A 25,934-nucleotide genomic window follows, 5' to 3' on the forward strand; every position below is an offset into this window, starting at 1 on the left:
CCCGTGAACACCTACTGGCACGTCGTCCTGCCGCCGCTCCCCGCCTGACGGGCGCGGACAGCGACGGTCACTCACCCCGACCCCGGCCGACCCCCGCGGTGAGGCCGGGGACCGTTGTCGTGCGCCCGTCCCGGACCACCTCCCTGACGGACCCGACGACGGAAGACCACGACCGTGCCGCACCGCACAACCCGCCCGGCCCCCGCACGCCCGGCCACCACCGCCCGGCGCCCCGCACGCACCCGCCCCCTCGGCGGCCCCGCGCCGATCCTCGCCTCGGCCGTGCTCTGGGGCACCACCGGAACCGCCGCCACCCTCGCCCCGCCGTCCGCGCCCGCCGCCGCGGTCGGCTGCGCCGGACTCACCGTCGGTGGCCTCCTGCTGTTCCTCACCTCCCGCCGGGTCGGCTCGCGGCTCGCCGCCGGCACCGCTCACGAACGCCGCCTGCTCGCCCTGGGCGCGTTGGCGGTGGCCGCGTACCCCGTCACCTTCTACCCGGCCGTGGCCGCCACCGGAGTGGCCGTCGCCACCGTCATCGCGCTGGGCAGCGCACCCGTTCTCGCCGGACTGCTGGCCTGGCTCACCGGGCAGACCCGGCCCACGGCCCGTTGGGCGGGCGCCACCGCCGCCGCCGTGCTCGGCTGCGCCCTGCTGGTGCTGGGCCCCGCGCTCACCGGCGGCGCCACCCCGATCGACCCGACGGGCGTCGCACTCGCCGCCTGCGCCGGTCTGTCGTACGCCGTCTACTCGCTGATCGGGGGCCGGCTCATCGGCCACGGGCACCCCTCCGACGCCGTGATGGGCGTGCTGTTCGGTGGCGCGGCACTGCTGGTGCTCCCCGTCGTGCCGCTGACCGGCGCGGGCTGGCTCGGGGAGCCCCGGGGCGCGGCCGTGGCCCTCTACCTCGCCGTGTTCACCGTCCACCTGGCCTACCGGCTCTTCGGCCACGGTCTGCGCCGCACCCCGGCGTCGGTGGCCACCACCCTGACGCTCGCCGAGCCCGCCGTGGCGGCGGTCCTGGGCGTCACCGTCCTCGGCGAACGCCTTCCCCCCGCCTCCTGGTGCGGCCTGGCCGTCCTGGCCGCCGGCCTGATCCTGCTGACGCTGCCGGCCGGCACGACCGCCCGACGCCGGCGGTAGCCGCCTCCGCCCCGCGGCCCGAGGCTGTTACGGTCCGGGCCATGACCGACAGCGTGTACGTGGGCAACGCCGGCACGGACGCCGCCCTGGACCGGGGCTGGCTGCTGGGGCATTTCAAGGACGCCTCCGACCCCCGCCACAGCGAGGCCGTGGAGATCAAGTGGGGCGTCCACCCGAAGGGCGACACACGGCAGCGGTGGGTCACCGGCGAGGAGCGCACCGCCCTCCTCGTCCTCGTCAGCGGCCGCTTCCGGGTCGAACTGCCCGGACGCAGCGTGCTCCTCGCCGAGCAGGGGGACTACGTCGTCTGGGGCCGGGGCGTCGACCACTCCTGGCGGGCGGAGGAGGAGTCCGTCGTGCTGACCGTCCGCTGGCCCTCGGTCCCCGGCTACGTCAGCGCAGGACCAGCGGACCGTCCGCCGCGCTGAGGAGGGCTCCGCCCGCCACGCCCAGCAGAAGGGACAGCCCGGCCGCGGTGTAGGCGGTCGCGGCGCACCAACTGCCCGTCGACGCCCGGGCGGCCGGGGCCGGGGCGGGCGAGGCGGGCAGGAACACGGGGGTCAGCCACCGCAGGTAGTAGAAGAGGGAGGCGACGGTGTTCGCCACCGCGAGCACGGCCAGCCACGTGTAGCCGCCGTCGACCGCCGCGCCGAACACCTCCAGCTTCCCGAGGAAGACCCCGGTGGGCGGGGTACCGACCAGGCCGAGCAGACACACCACCAGCACCGCCGCCAGCCCGGGGCGGTCCCGGGCCAGCCCCCGGTAGTCCTCCAGCGTACGGGCGTGCGGCAGCTCGGCGACCACGGCGAACGCGCCGAGCTGGGTGGCCGCGTAGGCGGCGAGGTACAGCAACAGCCCCTGCTGGGCCAGGTCGGAGCGGGTGGCGACGGCCAGCGGCATCAGCAGATAGCCCACCTGACCTACCGTTGAGTACGCCAGCAGCCGCCGCACGGAGGTCTGGAAGAAGGCGGCGAGGTTGCCCAGCGTCATCGACGCCGCGGCGAGCACGGCCAGCAGCAGCGGCCAGTTCACCCCGGAGGCCGGCAGCGCCTGGTGGACCAGCCGGTACCCGGCGAGCAGACCGCCCACCTTGGGCAGCGTGGTCACGTACGCGGCGACCGGGGCGGTGGCGCCCTCGGTGACGTCCGGCACCCAGTAGTGGGCCGGCACCCCGCCGATCTTGAACAGCAGCCCGGCCAGCACCCCGACCAGTCCCACGGCGACCAGTCCGTACCCGGCCTGCGGCAGCGCCGTCTGCAACCGCCAGTACCCGGTGGCCCGCCCCGCCCCGTACAGCAGGGCGGCCCCGGCGAGCATGGTCACCCCGAGCAGCGCCCCCATCAGGTAGTACTTCAGCGCCGCCTCGGTGCCCGGGGCGTCCTTGGCGTACCCGGCCAGGGTGTAGGCGGGAACGCTCGCCAGCAGGTATCCCGCGAACAGCATCAGCAGATCGTTGGCGCCGATCATGGCGAGTGTCCCGGCCCCGGTCAGCAGTACCAGGACGTAGTACTCGCTCTCCCTCCGGTGCCCCCGGAAGGGCTCCACCGACAGGGCGATCACCAGCAGCAGCGCGCCCAGCACGATCAGCCGCCCCACCCCGGTGACGGTGTCGACGGCGAAGGTACCGGAGAAGACCGTGCGGTCGCCTTCGCCGGCCAGGCCGACACCGGTCGCCACCACGCCGAAGCCGCAGGCCACCGCGGCCAGCGCGGCGACGGCCCACTGGCGGCGGCGCGGCAGCCACGACCCGGCGAGCAGCCCCACCACGGCAGCCACCGCGAGCGCGATCTCGGGCACCAGCGCCCTCAGCTCACCGCTCACCGCGCCACCAGCCCCACCAGGGCCCGGCCGGCCGGTTCGACGACGTCCAGCAGCGGACGCGGTACGACACCGATGAGCAGGGCGATCACCAGCAGCGCGGCGACCGGCACGGCCTCCCGGGCGACCAGGTCGGAGAAGCCGCCGAGCCGCACCTCGCCCGGCAGCCGGGCCGGCCCCAGGAACATCTGCCGCAGCGCCCGCAGAAAGAGCGCCGCCGTGATGAGGATGCCGGTCAGGGCGATCGCGGTGGCCACCGCCTGTGAGCCCAGCGAACCGGTGAAGATCTGGAACTCCGCGATGAACCCCGAGAACCCGGGGATGCCCAGACTGGCGAACGCCGCCACCCCGGTCGCCGCGGCGAACCGCGGACTGGGCCCGGCCAGACCCGAGTACGCGTCGATGCGATAGGTCCCCGCCCGGTCGTACAGCACGCCGGACAGCAGGAACAGCGCACCGGTGAGCAGCCCGTGACTGACCATCTGGACCACCGCGCCGGTCACCGCCAGCGACCGTGCCTGGGCGTCCGTGCCGGCGAGCATCCCGGCCGCGCCGACCGCGAGCACCACGTATCCCATGTGGTTCACGGAGGTGTAGGCGACCATCCGCTTGAAGTCCGTCTGCGCCAGCGCGACCAGAGCGCCGTACACCACGGACACCACCCCCACGATCACGAACACCAGCGCGTAGCGGCGCCAGGCGTCGGGCAGCAGCGGCATCGCGATGCGCACGAACCCGTAGGTGCCCATCTTCAGCAGGACCCCCGCCAGGATCGCCGACCCGGCCGCCGGGGCGTCGGTGTGGGCCGGCGGCAGCCACGTGTGGAAGGGCACCGTCGGCGTCTTGACGGCCAGCCCCGCGCCCAGGGCCAGCAGCACCAGCGCGGCGTAGCCGCCCCGGCCGGACAGCGGGTCGGCGCGGGACAGCTCCACCATGTCGAAGGTGTGCGGGTCGGCGGCCAGGTACAGGCCGATGAAGCCCAGCAGCAGGGCGAGCGAGCCGACGAACGTGTACAGGAAGAACTTCAGCGCCGCCGCCCGTGCCCGCTCGCCGTGGCCCCAGCCGGCGATCACGAAGAACATCCCGACGATCGACAGGTCGAAGTAGACGAAGAACAGGATCAGGTCCAGGGCCACGAAGAGCCCCGTGCAGACGGTCTGCAGGAACAGGAACAGACAGACGTAGGCCCGCACCCGGCGGGTCTCGCGCAGCGAGTACACGGCCACGGCGAGGAACAGCACCGAGGTCAGCGCGACCAGCGGCAGCGACAGGCCGTCCACGCCGACGTGGTAGCCGACCCCGGCGCCGGGGATCCAGCGCACCCGCTCCTCGTAGCGCGGGCCGCCGCCCGGCTCGAATCCGGCCCATACCGCGCCCACCAGCGCGAGTTCGACGCCGGCCGCGGCGACCCACGTCCACAGGAAGAGCCGGGCGGGCCGGCCCGCGGGCACCAGCAGCAGCGCGGCGCACACCAGCAGCGGCCAGAACGTGACGACGGTCAGCATCAACGGTTCACCTCACCAGGAGCACGATCAGGGTCAGTACCGCGAAGCCGACCGCGGCCTGGGCGTAGTACTGGTGCAACAGTCCGGTCTGCGGGCGGCGCGCCCATCCGCCCAGCCGCCGGGCCCCGCGCCCGACCGCCCGTACGCCCGCGTCGACACCTCCGTCGTCCACCCGGCGCGCGGCCCGCGCGAGGGTCAGGCCGCCGCGGCCCACGGCACGCACCGCGCCGTCCACCACCCGGTCGTCGAAGGACGCCAGAGCCCGCGCCAGCGTCGTCACGGGCCGCACCACCAGCCGCCGGGCCACCGCCTCCAGCCCCAGCCAGTCACCCGCCCAGGCCCGCACCCGGGACGGCACCGGCGCAGGGCGCTCGCGCGCCGACCACCACCACCCCAGTGCGAACGCGGCGACCACGACGACGGCGGAGAGCACCAACTCCCAGGCGTGCGGCGTCGGTTCCCCCGGCGCTCCGACCAACTCGCGCAGCCATGCGGCGGGCCCCGACAGCGCGAGCACCCCCAGCGTCGCGGCGGCACTCGCCAGCACCACCACCGGCGCCACCATGAGGACGGGAACCCGTGGACGGACCTGTGCGGCGGCCCCGGTTCCGGACCGCCGGACATCCATCGGAGCCAGCACCTGGTGGACGGCGCGCACACTGTAGACGGCCGCCACCGCCGCCGCGGCCAGCCCCACCGCGTACAGGGCCGGATCCCGCTCGTAGGCGGCCGCGAGCACCTCGTCCTTCGTCGCCCACAGCGACAACGGCGGCAGTCCCGCCAGCGTCAGCCCCGCGACCGTGAAGGCGGCCCCGACCGTCGGACGGGTCCGCGCGGCGCCCCGCAGCTCCGACAGCCGCCGGGTGCCCAGCGTGGTCAGCCACACCCCGGTCACCAGGAACAGACCCGACTTCACGGCGGCGTGCGCGACGAGCTGCGCCGTCCCTCCGGCCACCCCTCCCGCCCCTGCCGCGAGCACCATGAAGCCGATCTGCGCGGCGGTGGACGCGGCCAGCAGCTGCTTCAGGTCCGCCTGGAACACCGCGACCGCCCCCAGCACCAGCGCGGTCGCGGCCCCCGCCCAGGCGACCAGCGGCCCGGCCCAGTCCGTCACCGTCAGCAGCGGTTCGAGCCGCAGCAGCAGGTAGGCGCCGGCCGCGACCATCGCCGCCGAGTGCAGCAGCGCCGAGACCGGGCTGGGGCCCTCCATGGCCCGCGACAGCCAGAAGGAGAAGGGCAGTTGCGCCGACTTGCCCAGTGCGGACGCGACCACGCCGCCGGTGATCACGTGCAGCCACGGCGACGACGCCGAGTCCAGTGCGTCAAGGCGCAGCCCGCCGACCCCGCCGGCGACCGCGGCGCCCGCCGCCAGATACAGGCCCAGGTCGGCGGTCCGCGTGGTCAGGAAGGCCACGTCCGCCGCCGCCACCCGCTCCCGCTCGTGCCACTGGAAACCGATCAGCGCCCAGCTGGTGGCCCCCATCACCTCCCAGGCCATCAGCAGCGGCGGCAGCGTCGTCGCGGTGACCGTGACCAGCATGGCCCCGGCGAACAACAGCATCAGCCCGAAGAACCGGCCCCGGTTGTCCCGGGCCCCGAACTCCCCTGCGGAGAAGACCAGCACCGCACAGGTCACCGCCGCGACGGTCACCACCATGACGGCCGACAGCCCGTCCACCCGCGCCCCCGCGTCGATGCCGGTGAACAGCGGCACGCTCAGGGCCGGGCGGCCGAGCGCCGCGGTGACCGCCAGGCCCAGCGTCGCGACGGCCGCCGCGACGCCCGCAGGTGCCGCCCAGCGGCCGGCGGTGCGGCCCGCCAGGGCGAGCGTCGCGCCACAGGCCAGGGGCAGGGCGAGCAGCGCCCACAGGACCGCGCTCATCCCTTGAGCTCCTCGGCCATGTCGGTCATGTCCACCTGCCGGGCCCGGTAGATCGCCGTGGTCACGGCGAAACCCATCGCCATCTCCACCGCCATCGCCACCACCGCGGCCACGACCACCACCTGTCCGCTCGCGGCGGCCGGGGCCACGAAGTGCCAGAGCGCGGCACCGGCGACGATCACCCCGCCGATCATCAGCTCGATCCCCATCATGATCATCACGATCGACTGCTGGGACAGCGCTCCGTACAGCCCCACGCAGAACAACGCGGCGGCCAGGAGAAGGAACAGCTCCAGCGTCATCGGCCCACCCCTCCGCGGACCGGGTCGTCGGGCGGCCGCCGGTCGAGGCCGTCGCCGAACCGGTCGTAGCGGCCCCGCTGGGTGGCCAGGACGACCGTCCCCACCATGGTCGCGAGCAGCACCAGCCCCAACGTCACCATCGTCAGCATCTGTCCGCCCATCAGCGCCTGCCCCACCTGGAACGTGGTGTCGCTCGGGGGCCGGCCGGCCCGGTCGGGCCACGGCGCCAGGAACACCCCGACGGCCAGCGCCGCGAACAGCGCCCCGCTGATGCCCAGCGCGCCCCGCCGGTTGTGGACCATCGACATGGGCATCAGCCCGGCCGGATTCATCATGTAGGCGACCATGAAGACGGCCATGACGACCATCTCCATCACCATCATCAGCACGATCACCACACCCAGATAGGGCAGCCCCAGCACCACCGCCTCGCCGCCCACGCACACCAGCGACGCCAGCAGCGCGAAGGTCGCCCGGGCCATCGAGTCGAACCGGAACACCAGGGCCCCCGCCACCAGGGCGATCACCCCCAGGGCCACCGACAGCACCGTCTCCATGCCCGTACCTCCCATCCCTTTCACCGGTTCAGGACGACCAGGGCCGCCACCAGGGCCTGAGCGATCGTCACCGGGACGAGCACCACCCAGGCCACCTCCATGAAGCGGTCCGCGCGCACCATCGGCACCCGCCGCCGTAGGACCACCAGCAGCGCCAGCACCGCCGCCGTCTTCACGGCCGACCAAGCCCAGTCGGGCAGCAGCGGGCCGCTCCCGCCGCCCAGGAACAGCGGCACCGCCATCGCCGCGCCCGCCGCCAGCCACAGCCAGCGCCCCGCCACCAGCAGCAGCCGGTCCGGCCCCACCGCCTCCCCGAGCACGCCGCCCGCGATGTCCGGCCCGGCCGGGTAGGCGAACGGACCGAGGAAGGAGAACGCCAGGACGGCGCCGAGGAACACCACGAACGCCACCGGCATCCATACGGCGAACCACAGCCCGTCCTGCGCGGCCGCGACCTCCCCGACCCGCAGGGACTCGGCCCCCGTGGCGGCCGAGATCAGCGCGAACATCAGCGGCAGTTCGTACGCCAGCCCCTGTGCCAGGAACCGGTAGCCGCCGATCAGCGAGAAGGCCGCGTTCGGCCCCCAGCCGGCCAGCCACAGCCCCGCCCAGGTGGCGACCTCCATCGCGTTGAACCACACGACCCCCACCGACAGGTCGGCCACCGCGTACCCGCCGAACGGCACGACCAGCACCGCCAGCACGGCCGACACCGGCACCGTCACCACGCCCAGCCGCCACAGCGGCACGTCCGCGCCCGCGCGCCGCCGCGGCTGGACCGCGAGCAGCCACACCGCGTCCCGCACCGGACGCACCGCCGCCGCGGCGCCCGGCCGCCCGGCCTCGGCGGCGGCCAGCAGGGCGTCGCCGCCGGCCGCCAGCAGGGCAAGGGCGAGCAGGGCGAGCGGGGCGAGCGGCACCGCCCACCAGGGCACGGTCTCAACCATCGGTCACCTCCGGGCCCAGGCCGATCAGTTCGTCGACGTCCGGGTCGAGGCTGGCCACCGTGAGCCGCGCCGCGGCCAGCTCGGCGCCCCTCAGCAGACCGGGCAGGACCCGCACCAGCCCCGCCGACGGCGGCCGGCCCGCCACGGCCGGCCCCCGGGGCGGGGGGAACGCGCGGGGGTCCAGCGGCGCACCGTCGTCGAGCCGGGCCACGTCCTCCTCGACGGCCGCCAGCCAGGCCCGGTAGCGGGCGGGAACGTCCCCGTCGGCGTCGGCCGCCGGACCGTACACCCCGGCCGCCCGCGCGTCCGCCCGGGACAGCGGGGCGATGCCGTGCGTGAGCCAGTACAGGACGCGCGAGCGGCCCACCCGGCGCGCCAGCCGGGCGGCGCCCGGCGCGACCTCCGAGGCGGCGGCCCCGGCCAGCAGGGCGTCGCGCAGCCGCCGGGCCCGAACGGCCTGCGCCGGCCACCCCGCCACGGCCAGCAGCCGCGCCACGCTGTCCAGACGGCACGCCGCCCGCCGCCGCGCCGCCTGCCCGGTCGTGACCCGGCCGCCCGCCTCCGCCCGCTCCCACGGCTCGTTCCAGAAGACCCCGCCGGGCGGCCGGTCCGCGTCCGCCCAGCCCGTCGGATCGACCTCCGCCTCCTGGATCACATCTCCCTGCACGGCCAGACGCACCGTCAGTGCCGTCGGCCAGTCGCCGAGCAGCGGCCCGAGCGAGAAGTGGAGCCGATCGAGCGTCAGGCCGTCGCGGTCCTCGGCCTGATCGGCCATCGGAAGCCCACCGGGCATGTCCATATCGCCCCCGTGGCCCCCGTGGCCCCCGTGGCCCTCGTGCCCGCCGTGATCGTCGTTCTCGGGTGCGCCGTGCTCCTCCTCGCCCCCGTGGCCGTCGTCACCGCCGTCGTCGTCACCGCCGTCGCCGTGGCCGCCGTCGTCCTCCTCGCCGCCGGGGCCGGCCGCGCGGACGGTACGCCGCTGCAGTGTCGGGTCCGTCAGCAGGGAGCGGCCCGTGTCCAGGGCCGCGGCGACCTCGCGCGGCGTGGCGACCCGTACGGTGGCGCGCGGGGCCGGTATGTCGCGGGCCAAGCGGTCCACCGCCGCGGTCAGGGCGGACACCGGGGTGCCCAGGACCAGCAGGAGGTCCGCGTCGGCCGGGGTCGAAGCGGTGGCCCAGCCGCGCCGCCGAACCTCCCGCTCGGCGGCGAGCCGTACGGCGGTGGAGCCGGGCAGAGGGGCCGTCAGCACGCGGGGGCGGGCCGCGGTCACCCGCAGCACCGGGCCGGTCAGGTCCACCGCAGGGCCCCCTCCCGCCAGGCGTACACCACACCGGCGAGCAGCACCGCCAGGAAGGTGAACATCTCGACCACGGCGCTCGTCCCCATCGCGGTGATCACCCGCACCCACGGGTACATGAAGACCATCTCCATGTCGAAGGCCAGGAACAGCATCGTCACCGCGTACCAGCGCACATGGAACCTGCTCACCGCGTGCTCGGCCGGCTCCAGCCCGGACCCGAACGGGCGCGCGCCCAGCGGCTCGGAGACGGTGCGCACCCACCACGCCGAGGCGTACACGGCGGCCACCCCCAGCAGCGCGACGGCCAGCAGGACGAGGACCGCACCGAACCCGCTCACCGGTACCACCGCTCCCTTCGTCGTCGACCGGCCACAAGTACCCCGTGCGGCGGCGATATGCCTGGCCCCCCGCCCCGCACCAGCCGGGGGCCACTCGTCCGGACCAGCTCCGACGGCCGCGCCGCCCGCCGACTACGCTGGCGCCATGGGCAAGCAGGGGTACCTCGCGGAGCTGTTCTCGCTGGACGGCCGCGTCGCCGTGGTGACCGGCGGCAGTTCGGGTATCGGCCGGGCCGTCACCGGGGCGCTGGCGCGGGCCGGCGCACGGGTGGTCGTCGTGGCCCGTCGGAAGGCCGAACTGGTGGCCACGGTCGACGAACTGCGGGCCGACGGCTGCGAGGCCGCCTGGGTCAGTGCCGACCTGGGCACCCGGGACGGCGTACGGGCGGCGGCCGAAGAAGCGGCCGCGGTGTTCGGCGAGCCCGACATCCTCGTCAACAGCGCCGGCGTCAACCTGCGGCCGCCGATGGGCGAACTGGACGAGGACGTCTGGGACACCACCATGGCCCTCAACCTGGAGGCGCCCTACCTGCTGGGCCGACGGTTCGGACCCGGTATGGCCGAGCGGGGCTTCGGCCGGATCATCCACATCACCTCCCAGCAGGCCCACCGGGCGCTGCTGAACAGCGGGGCCTACGGGGTGTCCAAGGGCGCTCTGGAGTCACTGGCCCGGTCCCAGGCGGAGGCCTGGTCCCCGCACGGCGTCACCTGCAACACCCTGGTGCCGGGTTTCGTGATGACGCCGCTGAACGCGCGGGTGTCGTCCGACCGCCGGAAGGTGGCCGCTCTGGCCGAGCGCACGCTGGTGGGGCGCAACGGACTGGCCGAGGACTTCGCGGGCGCGGCGGTCTTCCTCGCCGGGCGCGGCTCCGCCTACGTCACCGGGCAGTCGATCTTCGTGGACGGTGGCTTCTCCGTCCACTGAGCCGCCGTCAGGACCTCGTGCGGGCCCACCGGAGGAAGCTGATCCTCGGCTCCGGGGGAGTGGCTCGCCCGTTCCCGCATCGGTAACGGCCGCCCGGCCGCGGTCGGCGCCGGGGGCGGACTCGCCGTCGGTATGACCGCCGGCACCGAACTTCGGCCTCCACTCCGTCCTCCGGGACGGCACCTTCACCGCCGGGTGAGCGGCAATTCGCGACCGTGTGGCGTTCCCGGGCGTCCGACTATCGGCTGCCGAATGTGCTGTAACGGCTTTTCAGTTCCCCGTCGCGCAAACGGCGACCCGGCCGCCCCACGACCCCCGCACGGTCCCGGAGGGCCGCCGACACGGCCCTGCGCACGCCGGCCGGTGCGCATATGCCGAGAAGAAATACGCGCGGCAAATACGTGATTTCGCAATCCATGATTGCACCGCATTATATTGACAGGCGGGTTCTCTTCAGGAGTTAATGGTTCCGAATGGCTTCAAATCGCGCCTCCGTGTGTTCTGCGGGGCATCGCGGAACAGGGCGGGTGACTGCCCGCAAGGCGAGAGGCGTGCGAGCGGGGAATGGCGGACCAGGATTTCCTTCGGAGGGAGATCAATGCCCCATCTCGACTCTTTCACCATTCCGGAATTCTACCTTCCCTTTGAGAATGCCAAGGATCCGTGCGCGGACCGGGCCAACGACGAGGCGACCTCGTGGGCCGTACAGCGCGGCCTGATCGAGGAGGCCACCGAAGAGTTCGCCGGCATAGGCTTCGGCCACCTGGCCGCCCGGGTCGGCGCCGGCGCCTCCTACGACGACATCGTCCTGCTCTCCCAGTGGATGGCCTGGTCCTTCGTCCTCGACGACCAGCACGACCTGCTCATCAGGTCCGGCCGGGTCGACACCTGGCGCCCCGTCACCGACGCCATCACCGGCTACCTGGCCCACGGCCGCACCGACCTGCTGCCGAGGTCCGCCCGCTCCCCCCTGGTCGGCTCCTTCGTCGAACTGTGCGACCGCATCCTCGCCGGCATGCCGGCCGACGGCCGCGCCCGCTACCGGGCCCACGTCCCGCTGATGCTGGCCTCACTCGACCAGGAGGCCCGCAACCGCAGGCCCGGCTATCGCCCACCGGTCGCCGACTACATCCTCACCCGACGCCACAGCTCACAGCTGCTGCCGATGATGGACATGGTGGAGGCCTCCCTCGGCATCGACGTGCCGGCGGTGGTGCACGACAGCCCGGCCGTCCAGGAACTCGCCTGGAGCGCCATCGACGTCATCTCGTGGGGCAACGACGTCTTCTCGCTCCCCAAGGAGTACTCCTGCGGGGACACCAACAACCTCGTCGCCCTGCTCGCCTCCTGGCGCGGCTGGCCGCTCCCCGAGGCCGTCCGGGCCGTCGAGGACCGCATCCGGCACCGTGTCGAGGACTTCCTGACCACGGCCCGTGCCCTGCCCGCCCACCTCGACGCCCTCGGCGTCACCGACCCACGGCAACGCGCCGCCGTGCGACGACGCGTGCGCGCCTACGAGGACTGGATGATCGGCTCCGACCTCTGGCAGCGCCACGACTGCACCCGCTACCGCGACGAGCGCTTCGCCGCCGGTCTGGAGGCCGCCTACACCCGCCCCGATCTCGTCCCGGCGGCCTGAGGGAGGACCCCCGGACCATGACCCACGCTCCCGCACCCCCCACCGCGGCGAGGGCCCCGGCCGCCCCCGGCGCCCTGCCCCTGCTCGGCCACGCCCTGCAGCTGTGGCGCCGGCCCATCGCCTTTCTGGAGTCCCTGCGCAGCGTCGGCGACGTCGTCCGCGTCGATGTCGGCACCTGGCCGCTGCACGTGCTCACCACCGCCGACCTGGTGCACACCGTGCTGGTGGGCGAGGCGCAGAACTTCGGACGCGGAAGGATCTTCGAGAAGATGCGGCCGCTGTTCGGCGACGGCCTCGCCACCGTCGACGGGCCGTTCCACCGCAAGCAGCGTCGCATGATCCAGCCCGCTTTCCACCGTTCCCACATCGCCGAACACGCCGAGCGGATGTGCCGTCAGGCGGAGGAACTGGCGGCCTCCTTCACGGACGGCCGACAGATCGCCGTGGACGAGGAGTTCCGCCGCTTCTCCCTGTCCGCGGTCGCCGACATGATCTTCTCCGGGGAGGTGGGGCAACGGGCCGTGGAGGAGGTGCACCGGTCCTTCCCCGTCCTCCTGGAGGGCATGCTGGCCCGCACGCTCATGCCGAAGGCCATGGACCGCCTGCCCATCCCCCTGAACCGGCGCTTCGACACGGCGGCCGGCCGGATGCGCGCCGTCATCGACGAGGTGATCGACTCCTGCGGCACCGAGCCGGAGGACACGGCGCACCCCGAAAGGCACGACCTGCTGTCCCTCCTCCTGGCCGCAACCGACCCGGAGAGCGGCGAGAGGATGAGCACCCGACAACTCCGGGACGAGCTGATCACCATGCTCTTCGGCGGCACGGAGACGGTGGCCACCACCCTGGCCTGGGTCTTCCACGAGCTGGCGGCCCACCCGGAGGCGGAGAGACGCCTGCACACCGAGATCGACACGGTGATCGGCGACCGGCGGGTCCGGCCCGAGGACCTGCCCCGGCTGACCTACACCACGGGGGTCCTGCACGAGACGCTGCGGCTGCACTCGGCCCTGGTGTTCACCCGGAAGGCGCTCCGCCGGGTCACGCTCGCCGGGGTGTCGATCCCGGCCGGGGCCGAACTGGCCTACAGCCCCTACGCGATCCACCGGGACCCCGCCTCCTTCCCGGACCCCACCGCGTTCGACCCGGACCGCTGGTCACGTCCCGACGCCGCGCGGCCGCCGCGCCTCGGCGGATTCCTCCCGTTCGGAGCGGGTCAGCACAAGTGCATCGGGGATTCTTTCGCGATGGCGGAAATGCTCGTCGTGGTGGCGAGCGTGGCATCACGCTGGCGACTGGTGCCCGCGGCCGGCGTCACCGTACGGGAAGTCCCGGCCGGAATCCCGATGCCGCATGCTCTGCCCATGATTCCCACATCCCGGAAGGGAGGGCTGTCCGACCCCGTCCCACGACTCTCACCCCACCCGCGAACGGACAGCGCGGGGCAGAACCGGAGGACGTCAGCGCATGATGCACCATGTGCCTCGTGCGAGTGGCGATAATCCCAAAAGAAGGGTCGTGAACTGCTGCACCGTGTCCCCTGGGGCCTACACTCGGCGCACCTGCTGGAGGGGACGACGATGACAGACGCCGTGGCACCCCGGGGGAGCGAGGGACATCCTCTCCTCGAACGGGAATCCGAACTCATCGCGGTTCGAAACGCGTTGGACGGACTGTGCGGGGTGCAGGGGGACGAGCCGAAATCGCGGCGCGGCGGGGTGCTCGCCTTCGCGGGCCCCGCCGGAGTCGGCAAGACGACGGTGGTCAACCAACTGCGGCGGCAGGCAGCGGACCGTGGCTGCACCGTGCTCTTCGCCCGCGGCGGCGAGCAGGAGACACAGGTGCCGTTCCGGGTGATGCGGCAGCTCATCCGCCCCCTGTTCGCCCTCATGGAGGAGACCGAATACCGCGACCTCCTGGGGAACTGGTACCCGATCGTGGCACCCGCCATAGGGCTGGACGCCCCCGCCGGAGACACGCATCCCGACCCGCAGGGCGTCCGCGACGGGCTGGACTGGGTCGTCACCCGCCTCTCGGTACGCCATGGCCGACCCCTCGTCATGGTCCTGGACGACGCCCAGTGGGCGGACGCCGAGTCCCTCGCCTGGCTGACCGCCTTCGCCGACCGCGCGGAGGAACTGGCCATGCTCATCGTGGTGGCCTGCCGTCCCGACGACGTCACGCCCGCCGCGCCCATGCTGCAGGAGCTGACGGAGCGCCACGGCACCCGGCCCCACGAACTGGCCGCCCTCACCCTGGGCGCGGTGGCGAGCATCGTCCGCAGGATCCTCGGCGAGGACGCCGACGAGATCTTCTGCCGGGAGGTCTGGGCCATCACCGGCGGCAGCCCCTTCGAAGTCGTCGAACTGCTGCAGAAGAGCAAGGAACTCGGCCTCAGAGCCCACGAGGACGGCATCACCCGGCTTCGCGACCTCGCCTCCGCCGTCAAGGGAAGCGGCATCGTCGAACGGCTGCTGCAGTTCCGTCCCTCCACGGTGAACGTGGCCTGGGCCGCCGCGATCCTCGGCAGCAGCGGCATCCCCGTCAACCTCCTCGGCACCGTCTCCTCCTTCGGCGAGGTCCAGGCGAGGGAGGCCGTCAAGGAACTCCGGGAAGCCCGCATCCTGACCGTCCTGACCAACATCAAGCGCGAGGAGGTCGTGGAGTTCAACCATCCGCTGATCTCCAACGCGGTGTACGGGGCGATCCCGCCCGGCGTACGCGTCGCCATGCACGGAGTGGCCGCCCGCGCGCTCATCGACGCCGGACTGGGGCCCGGCGAGGCGGCCCGGCACCTGCTGGAGACGCACCCCGAGGGCGACCCCTGGGTCGTGCGGATCCTTCGCCAGGCCGCCCGCGAGAGCTTCTCCGCCGGCGCGCCCGAGCCTGCCCGCCGCTACCTGGCCCGCGCCCTGCGTGAGCCACCGGACGTGGAGGAGCGCGCCGAGGTGCTCTTCGAGCTGGGATCCGCCAACCTCCCGCACGAGCCCGCCGCCACCGCCAACCAACTGCGGGCGGCACTGGAGGAGCCGAAGGTGGAACAGAGACTGAGGGAGGCCATCACCTACCGGCTCGCCCAGGCCCTGGTGCACTCGGGCCAGATGGAGCAGGCCATCGAACTTCTGGAGGACGCGGCCCAGCGCACCACCAGCTCCCGCACCCGGCAGCGCATGCAGGCCGAACTCTTCAAGTGGAACTCGATCCGTGTCGACGACCAGGACTCACCCGCCCGCTCGCGGACCCTGGCCCGCTACGCCGAGCACATCAGCGGGCGCAGCCTGGCGGAGCGCCACATCCTGGGCATGCGGGGCTGGGACGCCGTCCTGCGCGGCGAATCGGCGGCCGAGGCCCTGCACTACGCGGAAGAGGCCCTCAAGGGCGGGATGTCCTGGGTGGACCAGGACTTCGGGTTCGAGGCCCCGGCCGGTGTCGCTCTGGTGCTGATGTACTGCGACCAGCCGGGCCGCGCCGAGGAACTCTTCGTCAAGGGAATCGCGGAGTTCGAGGAGAAGGGCTGGCGCGGCCCTCACCTGTCGTTCGCCTACACCCTGCTCGGCTACATCCGTTACCGGCGCGGGCGTCTCGCCGAGGCCGAGGACTTCGTCCGCAACGGCCTGCAGATCGCCGACCGCGTGGGCCAGGGAGTGCCGGCCCAGGCCTACGCCATCGGCACCCTCGTGGAGACCCTCCTGGCCCGCGGGGACATCGCGGGGGCCCAGGAGATCGCGGACAAGTACCGGCTCGCCGAGATCCGCCCCAAGGCGGTGGTCTACCCCGACCCCCAGGCCGTGCACGGCAAGCTGCTCCTGGCCCAGGGCCGGGCCGCGGACGCCGAGCGTCGGCTGAGCGCGGCCGGAGAGCGGCTCGACAGGCGCGGCTCGCGCAACCCGGCCTGGAGCCCCTGGCAGCTCGACCTGGCCCTGGCCCAGGCGGCCGCCGGCCGTGGCGACACGGCCAGGGAGACCTCCGCGGAGGCTCTGGCGAGGGCCCGCGCCTTCGGAACGGCCAGCGTCATCGGGCACGCCCTGCGGGTGTCCGCGGCGGCCGCCGCCGATCCGGTCCAGGTGGCCGACTTCCTGGAGCAGGCCGTCGACCACCTGGAACAGTCCCCGGCCGCCTACGAACTCGCCTACGCGCTCGTCGACCACGGCACCACCCTGCGCGCCATCGGCCGGATGGAGCGGGCGGCACTCCAGCTCTACCGCGGGCTGGAGGTCGCCGCCACCTGCGGCGCCGACCACCTCGTCAGGCGCGCCCGAGAGCAGCTCGCCTCCGTGGGCCTGCGCCCCCGACGGCCCCTGCCGACGGGGCGGGACACCCTGACCGGGCGGGAACTCGTCGCCGCCGAACATGCCGCCGCCGGACTCGGCAACGCCGCCGTCGCCGCCGAGATGGGCACCAGCGAGCAGGAGGTCTCCGAACTGCTCTGCGCCGTCTTCACCAAGCTCGGCACCGACCGCCAGGGCCTGAACCGCGTCCTCGGCCTGTGACGGACCGCCACCCCGGCCCCCTCACCCGGACGGCAGGGGGCCGGGCCGCTGCGGGGACCGGCTCACCGGTCGCCGTCGCGGGGCGGACGTTCGACGAGCCGGGCGTGCAACTGCCGGCTCAGCGTGGTCGCGGCGGCCGTCAGGAAGACGAACGTGTAGACGATCTGGACGACGGTCAGGGCCCGCGCCGCCTGCCCGGTCGGCGTGATGTCACCGAAGCCCACGGTGGCCAGCGTGACCATCGTGAAGTACAGGGCGTCGAGCCGGGTGCGCAGGCCGGTGAACTCGCCCGGCTGCCGGGCCAGGACGAAGTAGGAGGCCGCGAACACCAGTACGGACAGGGACATCAGCAGGGGGATGACGAGACCGGCCCGCGTGCCGGACCGGTTCATCAGCACGTCCCTGATCTGGCGCAGCAACAGCACGGCGACGGTCGCGAGCACACACGTCAGGACGGTCCAGCCGAGCGCGGGATGGTGCGGGCCGAACAGGTCGAGGGCAGCGAGGGAGTACGCGGTCACCAAGCCCACCGTGAGCAGGCCGGCCCTCGCCCACAGCCGCCGGCCGGCCGGGGGACGCCCCGTCACACCGGCGTCCCGCACACCGTCGTCGCTCCGCGCGCCGCGCTAGACAGCGTCGTTCCAGTCGTACGGCCCTCCACCGCGCCAGTCGATCAGCTGTGGGTCGTCGATCGCCGTGTCGGTGGCGGGCAGGCCGACGGAGTGCAGCAGATCCAGCACCTCGAACAAGCTGTAGGCCACTCCGACGGCCTCGCCGCCGACCGTCACCTGCCGTCCGCCGTCCTGCGACGGTGGAAGCACGACCACGGGAGGCAGCCCATTCATGCCCCCAGCATGCACCGGACCGGGCGAGGACGCAGCCGAGCGTGGCCATGCGGGGGACAGCGCGCTCCCGCGCGACGGCCGGGGAGCACCGGGACGTGGCCGGACCGGGGCCGGCTCAGTCCCGGGCCACCGGGCCCGCCCCGCGCGACGAGTTGGCGGAACGTCCCGGCGCGGGGAGCGGTGTCGCCCGCCCGGACGAGGTCCGGCCTTCCGGCGCAACCCGACCCCGTCCCGGACGGGCCGGAGCCCCGCCGGCGCCACCGGAGACGGTCGCCGGACTCCCGCACGGTCACGGCACTTGGAGTCCGGGCCTCCCCCCGCGAGGAGGCGCCGCAGGGCCGCTGAGCGGGCACGCAAGTCTCCGGCCGCCCCGGGGGGCGACCGGCGAACGCGATAGATTGCCCGGGAAGGAGGGAGGATTCCGTGCCGGGACGCACCACCGAGTTCGGGAAGCACGCGACCGGATTCGTGCCGAGAGCCGTGAGGCCGGCCCCTGGGCGGCCGGCACGATCGTCGACTTCGCCTCATCACCCGATCCGCAGCGAAGCGCTGTGACCCGTCCTGTCGGCTCAGCGACGCCCGCCGGGCCGATCATCCACGAAAGCAGACCCACCCGTGTTCAGCCTCACCCCCATCTACGACCGCCTCGTCACCGAGCGTGGCGACATCCCCACCCAGACCCGCGCCGAGGCGGAGCGCATACAGCGGGACCTCGCGCGCGTGATGCAGGCCCCACCCCTGTCCGGGCTGCCGCCGCGCGGGCCCCGGCCGGGAGGCGACGCCCTCCCCTCGCTGTGACGCGCTCGACGGTCGGCCGTCCCGATGCCCCGCACGCAGACACCGTGCGGGGCATCTCGCATGACGCGCTCGCCCGACGCGCCCCGTGGCCCCGCCCGGCGGACGCGGAGACCGGACCGCTCACCCGCGGTGGCTCAACCAGTCGCCCGCGCCGTCGGCCCGGGCCGACGCCGCGCCTACGTTCCTGACCGCCACCAGAGCGGGGTACCGGTGGCGCAGCCGGCTCTCCAGCCGCCGGTGCAGGGTCGCCCAGGCGGCCGGACAGCCCAGGCAGGCTCCGCCGAGCCGGACCTCGACCACCCCGTCCCGCACGCACACCAGCGACATCGTGCCGCCGTGCGAGCGGACGAAGTCGCCGACCTCCCCGCCGATCAGCTCCCGTGCCACCGCCGCCAGCGCGGTGTCCCCGTCGGGCTCTCCCGCCGTCACCCACCCGGCGGGGTCGGCGAGGGCGGCGTGCAGGGCGGTACGCACCCGGGCACCCTCGGCGGGCCAGTCGCGGCCCGCGCCCAGCCGGGTGACGACGGCCGCCGGCTCCACCGTCACGCCCGCGAGCGTGCCGTCGGCCAGCAGGCCCGCCAGCGGCGCCGGAGCGGCGACGAGCCGGCCCCGCGCGCTCAGAACCCCGGCGGGCACGATCCAGCGCAGCCGGTCCGGCCGGCCCGTGACCCGCTGGGGGTGCAGGGGAACCACGGCGCCTCACCCGCCCAGCGCGGCGGTGAGCCACTTCGCCGCGTACGCCAGCAGCCAGGCCAGGCCGGTCAGATACCCGAACGCGATCGCCGGCCACCGCCAGGTGCCGGTCTCCCTGCGGATCACCGCCACGGTCGCCATGCACTGCAGCGCGTACGCGAAGTAGACGAGGAGCGCGGCCACCACCGGCGGGGTGAACACCCGCTGCCCGGCCCGCGGTCCCTCGGAGTACGTCATCGCGCGCAGCGCCTCGGCCCGGTCCTCGGGGTTCTCGGCGGCCGTGACCTGCCCGAGGGTGGCGACGAACGTCTCGCGGGCCGACTGCGCCGAAAGCACCCCGACGCTGACCCGCCAGTCGAAGCCCAGCGGCTCGAACAGCGGGCCCACCGCCCGGCCCAGGCCGGCGGCGTGGCTGTGGTCCACGGTGTAGGCCGACACGGCCGCGGGGCTGCCGGTGTCCACGCCGTCCGCCCGCATCTCGGCGACCGAGTGCAGGGGCAGGTTCAGCAGCAGCCACAGAAGCAGCGTGGTCGCCACGATGACGGTGGTGCACTTGCGGAGGAAGGCCCGCGCGGCCGACCACATCGCCGTCAGCACCGCGCGCGGGGCGGGCAGACGGTACGGCGGCATCTCCATGGAGAACGGCACGGGGGCGCCCCGGCGGTCGCCGAGCTTCTTGAACACCCAGGCCGCCGCCATCGCCGACACCGCGCCGAGCAGGTACAGCCCGAACATCACCACGCCCTGCGCGCCGAACGGGCCGAACCGCTCGTCGGGGTCGACGAGCAGCCCGATGAGCAGCACGTACACCGGAAGCCGGGCCGAGCACGTCATCAGCGGCGCGGCCATCATCGTCGCCAGCCGGTCCCTGGCCGACGGCAGCGTGCGGGTCGCCATGATGCCCGGGATCGCGCAGGCGAACGAGGACAGCAGCGCCACGAACGCGCGGCCCTCCAGCCCGGCCCGGGCCATCACCCGGTCCATCAGGAACGCGGCCCGCGCCAGGTAGCCGACGCCTTCCAGCAGCGACAGGAGCAGGAACAGCAGCAGGATCTGCGGGACGAACACCAGCACCCCGCCGACTCCGCCGACCAGCGCGTCGCCGAGCAGACTGGCGAGCCACCGGCTGCCGACATGGCTCGCGACCGCGCCGGTCAGCCGTTCGAACAGCGTCTCCACCCCGTCCTGCAGCGGCGCGGCCACCGTGAACACCGTCTGGAAGAACAGCAACATCACCGCGAAGAACACCAGGGTGCCCCACACGGGGTGCAGCAGTACCGCGTCGACGCGGCGGGTGATCCGGTGTCGCTCGGGTGCCCGGTAGCCGGCGAAAGCCAGCACCGACTCCGCCCAGGCGTCCCGCTCGGCCGGCTCGGTCGGCGGCACCAGCGCCGGTGGTGCCCACTGCCGCCACCCGGCCAGCCGCTCCCGCAGCGCCGCCAGGCCGTGGCCGCGGTGGGCGACCACCGAGGCCACCGGCACCCCGAGCGCCTCGCCGAACGCGTCGAGATCCAACCGACCCTGACGCAGGGCCAGTTCGTCGGTGAAGGTGACCACGACACAGGTGGGCAGACCGCGGGCGAGGACCTGCGCGACGAGCGCCAGCGACCGGCGCAGCGTGGTGGCGTCCACCACGACCAGCAGCGCGTCCGGGCGGGCTGTGCCCGCCGGCCCGCCGTCGACGACGTCGACGAGGATCCGCTCGTCCGGACTGATCGGATCCAGACTGTAGGTGCCGGGCAGGTCCTCGATCACCAGGGCTCCGCCGCCGGTCCGGCAGGTGCCGACCGAACGCGAGACGGTCACACCGGGGTAGTTGCCCGTCTTCACGCGCAGGCCGGTGAGGCCGTTGAAGACGCTGCTCTTGCCCGAGTTGGGGCTGCCGACGAGTGCGATCCGCGCTGCCCCGGCCGTCGCCGCGCACGCACCACCGGTGCCGTGGCAGTCCGTGTTCACCGCAGCGGCTCCGTGATCCGTATGCACGCGGCCTGGGCGCGGCGCAGACACACCTCGTAGTCCTTGACCCGGTAGATCACCGGGTCCCGCAGCGGAGCCCGGCGCACGACCTCGACCGGCGTGCCCGGTGTGAAGCCGAGGTCGCCCAGCCGGCGGGCCACCTCCGGTGCCCCGCCCGCGACGACTTCGACCACGGTGGCCCGCGCACCCGGTTCCAACTCGGCCAGAAAGGTTCCGACATCGCGCCGCACACAGGCCGGCCTCCCGGCCTCCGGCCCGCCGTCCACGTCACCCGGCATCCGCGCCTCCACCACGCCACGCCGGACGCGCTGCCCGACGACCCGACCACAGCAAGGCGAGGCTAGCCTTACTGCCCTCGGTTCTCCGAGGTCCTCCCGGCCCCCGTCCCGGGCCGACCGGCCCCCTGCGAACAGCCGGCGAACAAGGCAGCGCGACCGGCCGGCCGAGGACGAACGGCAGCCGCACGCGCCGAGCCCACTGAGCGTGGCCCGTTCGGCCGCCCGCGGCGCTCCCGGCGCCCCGTGCCGACCGGCAGCGCGTCCGGGTAGGTCGGCAATGCCGGGAACACCCGTCAGCGCAGGAGCCGGCCCCGCAGACGGCCGGCTCGCTCCGGGCACCCGCCCGCGCACGCCGTCCCGCCCGGGGGCTTCCCCTCGCCGCCCGCCCTTGCCATGATCAGCCATGCCCGATCGCACCTCGCCCGCCTACCAGGCCCGCTACGGCTGGGACCGCCGGACCGCCGCTAACGTCGCCCTCGCCGGGCTCTTCACGGCGCTCCTCCTGCTGCCGGACATGCCGTTGCTCGCCCGGGTCCTCGGGCTGCCGCTGTTCGGCGGGGGCGGCCTGTTCCTCGCGTACATCGGGCTGAGCCGCAAGGTCGCGTTCCGCGTGGACGAGACCGGTGTGCTGCTGGGCGGCAATCCCGCCCGGTACCGGGCCACCACCGCCCACGTCCCCTGGAGCGACATCACCGGCGTCGTCCTGTGGCGCCAGGCTGCCGGCGGCGCGTCCGTCCCCTACGTCGGCGTCACCCGGCGCGAGGGCGCTCCGCCCCTGCCCGGCGACGGCCTGAAGGCCCACGCCGCTCTGCGCCACCTCGTCCCGGTGCCACCCGAGGTCGCCACGGCTTCCCGTGCGGTGGTCGGCTGGCACCTGGACCAGGAGCGCCTGCTCGCCGCGCTCGCCCGCTTCGCACCGGACATCCCGGTGCACGGCCATCGCTGACGGGCGCGAGCGCGCGGCGAGGGGCGCCGCCGGAGGACTGTGCGCAGGCTCTGGCCCCCGGCGTCCTCCCCGCTCACGCCGGCGATGGGGGCGGCGCCGTCCGGGCGCGCTGCGACCGGGCCCGCGCCGCTCGCGCGGCCGAGGCCGCCGCCGTCGGCCCGTCGGCGCGGACGACGGGGGAGGGCCCCACCACTTCTCGCGGTTCCAGATCGCGCGGTGCGCAGCCATCCACTGCTTCCCCGCGCCCGACGGGCCCTCCCCGTCTCCTTCACCCCATCACGCCCGCACCGCGCCCACCAGGGCCGTACGACCCCATGGCCGCCCCCGGGGCCTCCTTGACGCCGGTTCCCCGGCCGCATCCGGCCGGACACGATGCTCTGGCGGAGGCGAGCCTTGCGCGGGCGGCGACGTGGTGGAACGCTCCTGACCGCCGGAGACGTGAGGCGGACCGACGGGTGGGGGAGCGGCGCATGGAGCTGGAACTTCGGCATCTGCGCGTGGTGTGCGCCGTGGCCGACGCGGGCAGCGTGGGCCGGGCCGCCGCGGACCTGGGATACACCCAGCCGGCCGTCAGCACTCAACTGCGCCGCATCGAGGCCCACTTGGGTGAGTCGCTCTTCGTGCGCGGCCCCTCCGGCGTGCGCCCGACACCGTACGGCAGCCAGGTCGTCGCCCAGGCCCGCGACGTCCTCGCCCGTGCCGCCGCCATCGGGCGGCGCCCGGCCGCCGATCCGGCGCGGACGCGCCGCCCGCTGCGCGTGGCCGCCACCAACTCGCCGGTCCTGTCCGGCATGGTCTCCCGCCTGCGCACCCGGATCCCCGACCTCCCGCTCGCGGTGAGCAGCGTCTACGCCTCCTCGCGGATCGTGGAACTGCTGGAGGAGGGCACGGTCGACGCGGCCGTCGCCGCGGACTACCCCGGCATGGAACTGGGGCACTCCGACGCGGTGACCCACCGCGGCATCGCCACCGAGCCCACCTTCGTGGCCCTGCCCGCCCGCCACCGCCTGAGCCGGCGCCCGCAGATCCCGCTCGCCGAACTCGCCCACGAGGCGTGGTTCGTCACCCCCGACGACGGGGCCGGCTGGCCCGGGGTGTTCTACCGGGCGTGCGAGGCGGCCGGCTTCGCCCCGGCCACCGTGCACGAGTTCCTGGGCGACCAGACCCAGTTGCAGCGCATGATCGCCGACGGTCTCGGAGTGTCCCTGGTCCAGGCGACGCTGCGGCCGATCCCGGACATCGTGATCAGACCCCTGGCCGGCACGCCCCTGTGGTGCCGTTACGTCCTGGCGTGGCGGCGCGAGGCGGTGCCGGACGACGTGGCCGCGGCACTGCACCACTGCGCCACCGCCGCCTACCGGGAACTGGCCGGGGAATCGCCGCACTTGAAGCAGTGGTCGGAGCGCACCCGCACCGCGGGCCCTGCGACGACGGCCCCGGGCCCCGCCTAGCACCGCTCACCACGCGGCTCACGTACGGCCGTTATGGCCGGTCGGCGCCAGGTGCTATGTCACACGGCATTGTCGCTGCGGGCCGCCGCTGAGACGGTGCCTGGCGCGCCTCATCCCCCTGCGAGGCGCAGCCACCCGTGGAGGATTCCCGATGCGCAACCGCTTCGCGCCGCCCGGACGACGCGCGGCCGGCGTTCTCGCCGTCTGCGCCACGGTCGTCGGCCTGCTGTCAGCCCCGTCGATCGCGGCACCCCAGGCCCGGAACGGCACCGACCAGGTGACCGTGTCCCGGACGGCGGCGGCACCACCGCCGCCGTCCGGACCGGGCACCGGCGCCGCCACCGACCGCCCGGCCGTGCAGGACCGGCCCCTCACCGCCGCCCACCTGCCGCCCCGGAGACCGACGGCGTCCCACGTCCGCCCGTACGGCACACCCCGGCCGGCCACCTGCCGGCCGGAAGACTTCGGCAGCCGTACCGGAGCCGCCCTCGTCAAGTTCGTCAGAGCCGCGGCCACCGACTGCGTCAACACGCTGTTCGCCGTCACCGGGACCGAGGCACACCGCGTCTTCCGGCAGGCCCAGATGGTCACCGCGGCCCGCGCCCTCCACCGTGAGGCCCGGCGCTACCGCGGCGACAACAGGACCGGCATCCTGCAACTCGTGCTGTTCCTGCGCGCCGGGTACTACGTGCAGTTCAACCACCCCGCCGACGTGGGCCCCTACACCACCCGCCTGACGCGGGCCGCCACCCGGGCCCTGGACGCCTTCTTCGCCAACCGGCACTCCACCGACGTCTCACCGGCGAACGGCGACGTCCTCGCCGAGGCCGTGGTCCTCACCGACAGCGCCGACCAGCAGGCCCGCTACCTCGACGTGTACCAGCGCCTCCTCGACGGCTACGACAGCTCCTACGACGGCGTCGACAGCATGCTCGCCGCCGTCAACAGCGTCCACACCCCCCTGTGGCGGGGCAACTGGAACCCGCGCTACGTGGCCGCCGTCACCGCCGACCCGGCCATCATCCGCACCCTGCACACCTTCGCGCTCAGCCACCTCGACCTGCTCGGCACGGACCGCGCCTACCTGGAGTCCAACGCCGGAACCACGCTCGCCCGCCACCTCGAACACCCCGCGCTGCGTGCCGGTGTCCGCCCTCTGGCCAAGGATCTCCTGGACGCCGCGGCCATCACCGGCCCCACCGCCGGACTGTGGGTCGCGGTGGCAGCCCAGGCCGACTACTACGACCGCGCCGACTGCTCCTACTACGACATCTGCGACCTGCCCGGCCGGCTGCGCAGGGCCGTCCTGCCCGTCACCCACGTCTGCGACCCCACCCGCACCCTCCGCGCCCAGGCGCTCACCGCCGCCGAACGGGACGCCGTCTGCGCAGACCTGCGCGGCCAGGACGCCGACTTCCACGACCTGGTGCGGGACGGCGGCCCCATCCCCGGCCAGTACCTGTCCGGCATCGACCTCGTCGTCTTCGGCAGCCGCGCCGACTACCGGACGTACGCCGGGGCGATGTTCGGCGTCAGCACGGGCAACGGCGGCATCACGCTCATCGGGAATCCCGACGATCCCGCGAACCGGCCGGTCGCCCTCATGTACCAGAAGAGCCAGGACGACGGCTTCACCGCCCGCATCTGGAACCTCAACCACGAGTACACGCACTACCTCGACGCGCGCCACGACATGAAGGGCGACTTCGGCCGGCAGACCTCCGTGCCGGACGTCTGGTGGATCGAGGGCCTGGCCGAGTACGTCTCCTACGGCTACCGCCGCCTGCCCTACGCACAGGCGATCGCGGAGGCCGGGAAGCACACCTACCGGCTGAGCACACTGTTCGAGAACACCTACGCCAACAGTGACGTGACCCGCACCTACCCCTGGGGCTACCTCGCCGTCCGCTACATGGCCGAGGAGCACCCGGCGGACATCCACCGCATGCTCGCCCGCTTCCGCGTCGGCGACTACGCGGGCGGCCACGCCGTCTACGCCACCGACGTCGGCACCCGCTACGACGCCGACTTCGACCGCTGGCTCACCGCCTGCGCCTCCGGCGCCTGCGCCGCAGCCACGCCCGTCCACGGATAAGCACGCGC

The 25,934-nt window shown here is 74.1% G+C and carries 23 protein-coding genes; 10 read left to right on the forward strand and 13 right to left on the reverse strand.

All coding sequences use genetic code 11. The features are described 5' to 3' along the window. The first annotated feature begins 174 nt into the window (after window positions 1-174). Window positions 175-1,140, forward strand: a complete 966-nt coding sequence (locus AC3ET3_RS19855) for a DMT family transporter (RefSeq protein ID WP_435612579.1) — start codon at window positions 175-177, stop codon at window positions 1,138-1,140. A 41-nt stretch (window positions 1,141-1,181) separates the two neighbouring features. Next, window positions 1,182-1,568, forward strand: a complete 387-nt coding sequence (locus tag AC3ET3_RS19860; protein ID WP_432157003.1) for a cupin domain-containing protein — start codon at window positions 1,182-1,184, stop codon at window positions 1,566-1,568. Here AC3ET3_RS19860 and AC3ET3_RS19865 read toward each other — a convergent pair. Genes AC3ET3_RS19865 through AC3ET3_RS19900 form a run of 8 tightly spaced genes read right to left on the reverse strand, consistent with a single transcriptional unit; the run spans window position 1,534 to window position 9,789 of the window. After that, window positions 1,534-2,961 carry an NADH-quinone oxidoreductase subunit N gene (locus AC3ET3_RS19865; RefSeq protein ID WP_432135323.1) on the reverse strand — a complete coding sequence of 476 codons (1,428 nt, stop codon included), beginning with the start codon at window positions 2,959-2,961 and terminating at the stop codon, window positions 1,534-1,536. The two genes, AC3ET3_RS19860 and AC3ET3_RS19865, sit on opposite strands and share 35 nt — an antisense overlap. Continuing rightward, the gene (locus tag AC3ET3_RS19870) at window positions 2,958-4,463 is read right to left on the reverse strand and encodes a complex I subunit 4 family protein (protein ID WP_432135322.1); all 1,506 of its coding nucleotides are present in this window, start codon (window positions 4,461-4,463) and stop codon (window positions 2,958-2,960) included. The genes AC3ET3_RS19865 and AC3ET3_RS19870 overlap by 4 nt, the downstream gene beginning before the upstream one ends. Window positions 4,464-4,470: 7 nt before the next feature. After that, window positions 4,471-6,345, reverse strand: coding sequence for an NADH-quinone oxidoreductase subunit 5 family protein (locus tag AC3ET3_RS19875; protein ID WP_435612580.1), 1,875 nt, complete (start codon window positions 6,343-6,345; stop codon window positions 4,471-4,473). Continuing rightward, window positions 6,342-6,647: an NADH-quinone oxidoreductase subunit NuoK gene (locus AC3ET3_RS19880; protein ID WP_432135320.1), complete on the reverse strand. Its 306-nt coding sequence runs from the start codon at window positions 6,645-6,647 to the stop codon at window positions 6,342-6,344. Before AC3ET3_RS19880 ends, AC3ET3_RS19875 begins: the two co-directional genes overlap by 4 nt. Further along, complete coding sequence (locus tag AC3ET3_RS19885) at window positions 6,644-7,204, reverse strand: NADH-quinone oxidoreductase subunit J (RefSeq protein ID WP_432135319.1); 561 nt, start codon at window positions 7,202-7,204, stop codon at window positions 6,644-6,646. The genes AC3ET3_RS19880 and AC3ET3_RS19885 overlap by 4 nt, the downstream gene beginning before the upstream one ends. 20 nt (window positions 7,205-7,224) lie before the next feature. Continuing rightward, the gene (locus tag AC3ET3_RS19890) at window positions 7,225-8,151 is read right to left on the reverse strand and encodes an NADH-quinone oxidoreductase subunit H (RefSeq protein WP_435612581.1); all 927 of its coding nucleotides are present in this window, start codon (window positions 8,149-8,151) and stop codon (window positions 7,225-7,227) included. Then, on the reverse strand, window positions 8,144-9,448 hold the full coding sequence (locus AC3ET3_RS19895; protein ID WP_435612582.1) for a hypothetical protein: 1,305 nt from the start codon (window positions 9,446-9,448) through the stop codon (window positions 8,144-8,146). The genes AC3ET3_RS19890 and AC3ET3_RS19895 overlap by 8 nt, the downstream gene beginning before the upstream one ends. Then, window positions 9,439-9,789, reverse strand: coding sequence for an NADH-quinone oxidoreductase subunit A (locus AC3ET3_RS19900; protein ID WP_432135316.1), 351 nt, complete (start codon window positions 9,787-9,789; stop codon window positions 9,439-9,441). The genes AC3ET3_RS19895 and AC3ET3_RS19900 overlap by 10 nt, the downstream gene beginning before the upstream one ends. A 145-nt stretch (window positions 9,790-9,934) precedes the next feature. Here AC3ET3_RS19900 and AC3ET3_RS19905 point away from each other — a divergent pair, with 145 nt between their 5' ends. From AC3ET3_RS19905 to AC3ET3_RS19920, 4 genes are all read left to right on the forward strand, one after another. Further along, the gene (locus AC3ET3_RS19905) at window positions 9,935-10,714 is read left to right on the forward strand and encodes an SDR family NAD(P)-dependent oxidoreductase (RefSeq protein WP_432157008.1); all 780 of its coding nucleotides are present in this window, start codon (window positions 9,935-9,937) and stop codon (window positions 10,712-10,714) included. 598 nt (window positions 10,715-11,312) lie between these two features. Then, on the forward strand, window positions 11,313-12,353 hold the full coding sequence (locus AC3ET3_RS19910) for a terpene synthase family protein (protein ID WP_432135314.1): 1,041 nt from the start codon (window positions 11,313-11,315) through the stop codon (window positions 12,351-12,353). A 17-nt stretch (window positions 12,354-12,370) separates the two neighbouring features. Further along, on the forward strand, window positions 12,371-13,855 hold the full coding sequence (locus AC3ET3_RS19915) for a cytochrome P450 (protein WP_435612583.1): 1,485 nt from the start codon (window positions 12,371-12,373) through the stop codon (window positions 13,853-13,855). A gap of 78 nt (window positions 13,856-13,933) precedes the next feature. After that, on the forward strand, window positions 13,934-16,843 hold the full coding sequence (locus AC3ET3_RS19920) for an ATP-binding protein (RefSeq protein WP_435612584.1): 2,910 nt from the start codon (window positions 13,934-13,936) through the stop codon (window positions 16,841-16,843). Between the two features lie 62 nt (window positions 16,844-16,905). On the opposite strand, the gene AC3ET3_RS19925 is transcribed toward AC3ET3_RS19920, so the two are convergent. Both AC3ET3_RS19925 and AC3ET3_RS19930 read right to left on the reverse strand, forming a co-directional pair. Beyond that, the gene (locus AC3ET3_RS19925; RefSeq protein WP_432135402.1) at window positions 16,906-17,367 is read right to left on the reverse strand and encodes a potassium channel family protein; all 462 of its coding nucleotides are present in this window, start codon (window positions 17,365-17,367) and stop codon (window positions 16,906-16,908) included. Window positions 17,368-17,469: 102 nt separating this feature from the next. After that, a complete protein-coding gene (locus tag AC3ET3_RS19930) occupies window positions 17,470-17,688 on the reverse strand; it encodes a hypothetical protein (protein ID WP_432135311.1) in 219 nt (72 codons plus the stop codon). A 615-nt stretch (window positions 17,689-18,303) separates the two neighbouring features. On the opposite strand from AC3ET3_RS19930, the gene AC3ET3_RS19935 reads away from it, so the two are divergent. Further along, window positions 18,304-18,486 (forward strand): hypothetical protein, encoded by a 183-nt coding sequence (locus tag AC3ET3_RS19935; RefSeq protein ID WP_432135310.1) that lies wholly within the window; start codon window positions 18,304-18,306, stop codon window positions 18,484-18,486. A 120-nt stretch (window positions 18,487-18,606) separates the two neighbouring features. Here AC3ET3_RS19935 and AC3ET3_RS19940 read toward each other — a convergent pair whose 3' ends face one another. The 3 genes from AC3ET3_RS19940 to AC3ET3_RS19950 are packed head-to-tail and all read right to left on the reverse strand — an operon-like array spanning window position 18,607 to window position 21,434. Then, window positions 18,607-19,179, reverse strand: a complete 573-nt coding sequence (locus AC3ET3_RS19940) for a NifU family protein (protein WP_432135309.1) — start codon at window positions 19,177-19,179, stop codon at window positions 18,607-18,609. A gap of 6 nt (window positions 19,180-19,185) precedes the next feature. After that, entirely contained in the window at window positions 19,186-21,135 is a 1,950-nt protein-coding gene (gene feoB, locus AC3ET3_RS19945; protein WP_435612585.1) for a ferrous iron transporter B, read from the reverse strand. After that, on the reverse strand, window positions 21,132-21,434 hold the full coding sequence (locus tag AC3ET3_RS19950) for a FeoA family protein (RefSeq protein ID WP_432135307.1): 303 nt from the start codon (window positions 21,432-21,434) through the stop codon (window positions 21,132-21,134). The genes feoB and AC3ET3_RS19950 overlap by 4 nt, the downstream gene beginning before the upstream one ends. 403 nt (window positions 21,435-21,837) lie before the next feature. Here AC3ET3_RS19950 and AC3ET3_RS19955 point away from each other — a divergent pair, with 403 nt between their 5' ends. The 3 genes from AC3ET3_RS19955 (at window position 21,838) to AC3ET3_RS19965 (ending at window position 25,926) form a co-directional block, all read left to right on the forward strand. Then, window positions 21,838-22,380 (forward strand): hypothetical protein, encoded by a 543-nt coding sequence (locus AC3ET3_RS19955; protein ID WP_435612586.1) that lies wholly within the window; start codon window positions 21,838-21,840, stop codon window positions 22,378-22,380. A gap of 470 nt (window positions 22,381-22,850) precedes the next feature. Next, window positions 22,851-23,831 (forward strand): LysR family transcriptional regulator, encoded by a 981-nt coding sequence (locus tag AC3ET3_RS19960; RefSeq protein ID WP_435612587.1) that lies wholly within the window; start codon window positions 22,851-22,853, stop codon window positions 23,829-23,831. A gap of 151 nt (window positions 23,832-23,982) precedes the next feature. Continuing rightward, on the forward strand, window positions 23,983-25,926 hold the full coding sequence (locus tag AC3ET3_RS19965; RefSeq protein WP_435612588.1) for a collagenase: 1,944 nt from the start codon (window positions 23,983-23,985) through the stop codon (window positions 25,924-25,926). Window positions 25,927-25,934: the final 8 nt, after the last annotated feature.

This window comes from Streptomyces sp. bgisy159 (assembly GCF_057707805.1).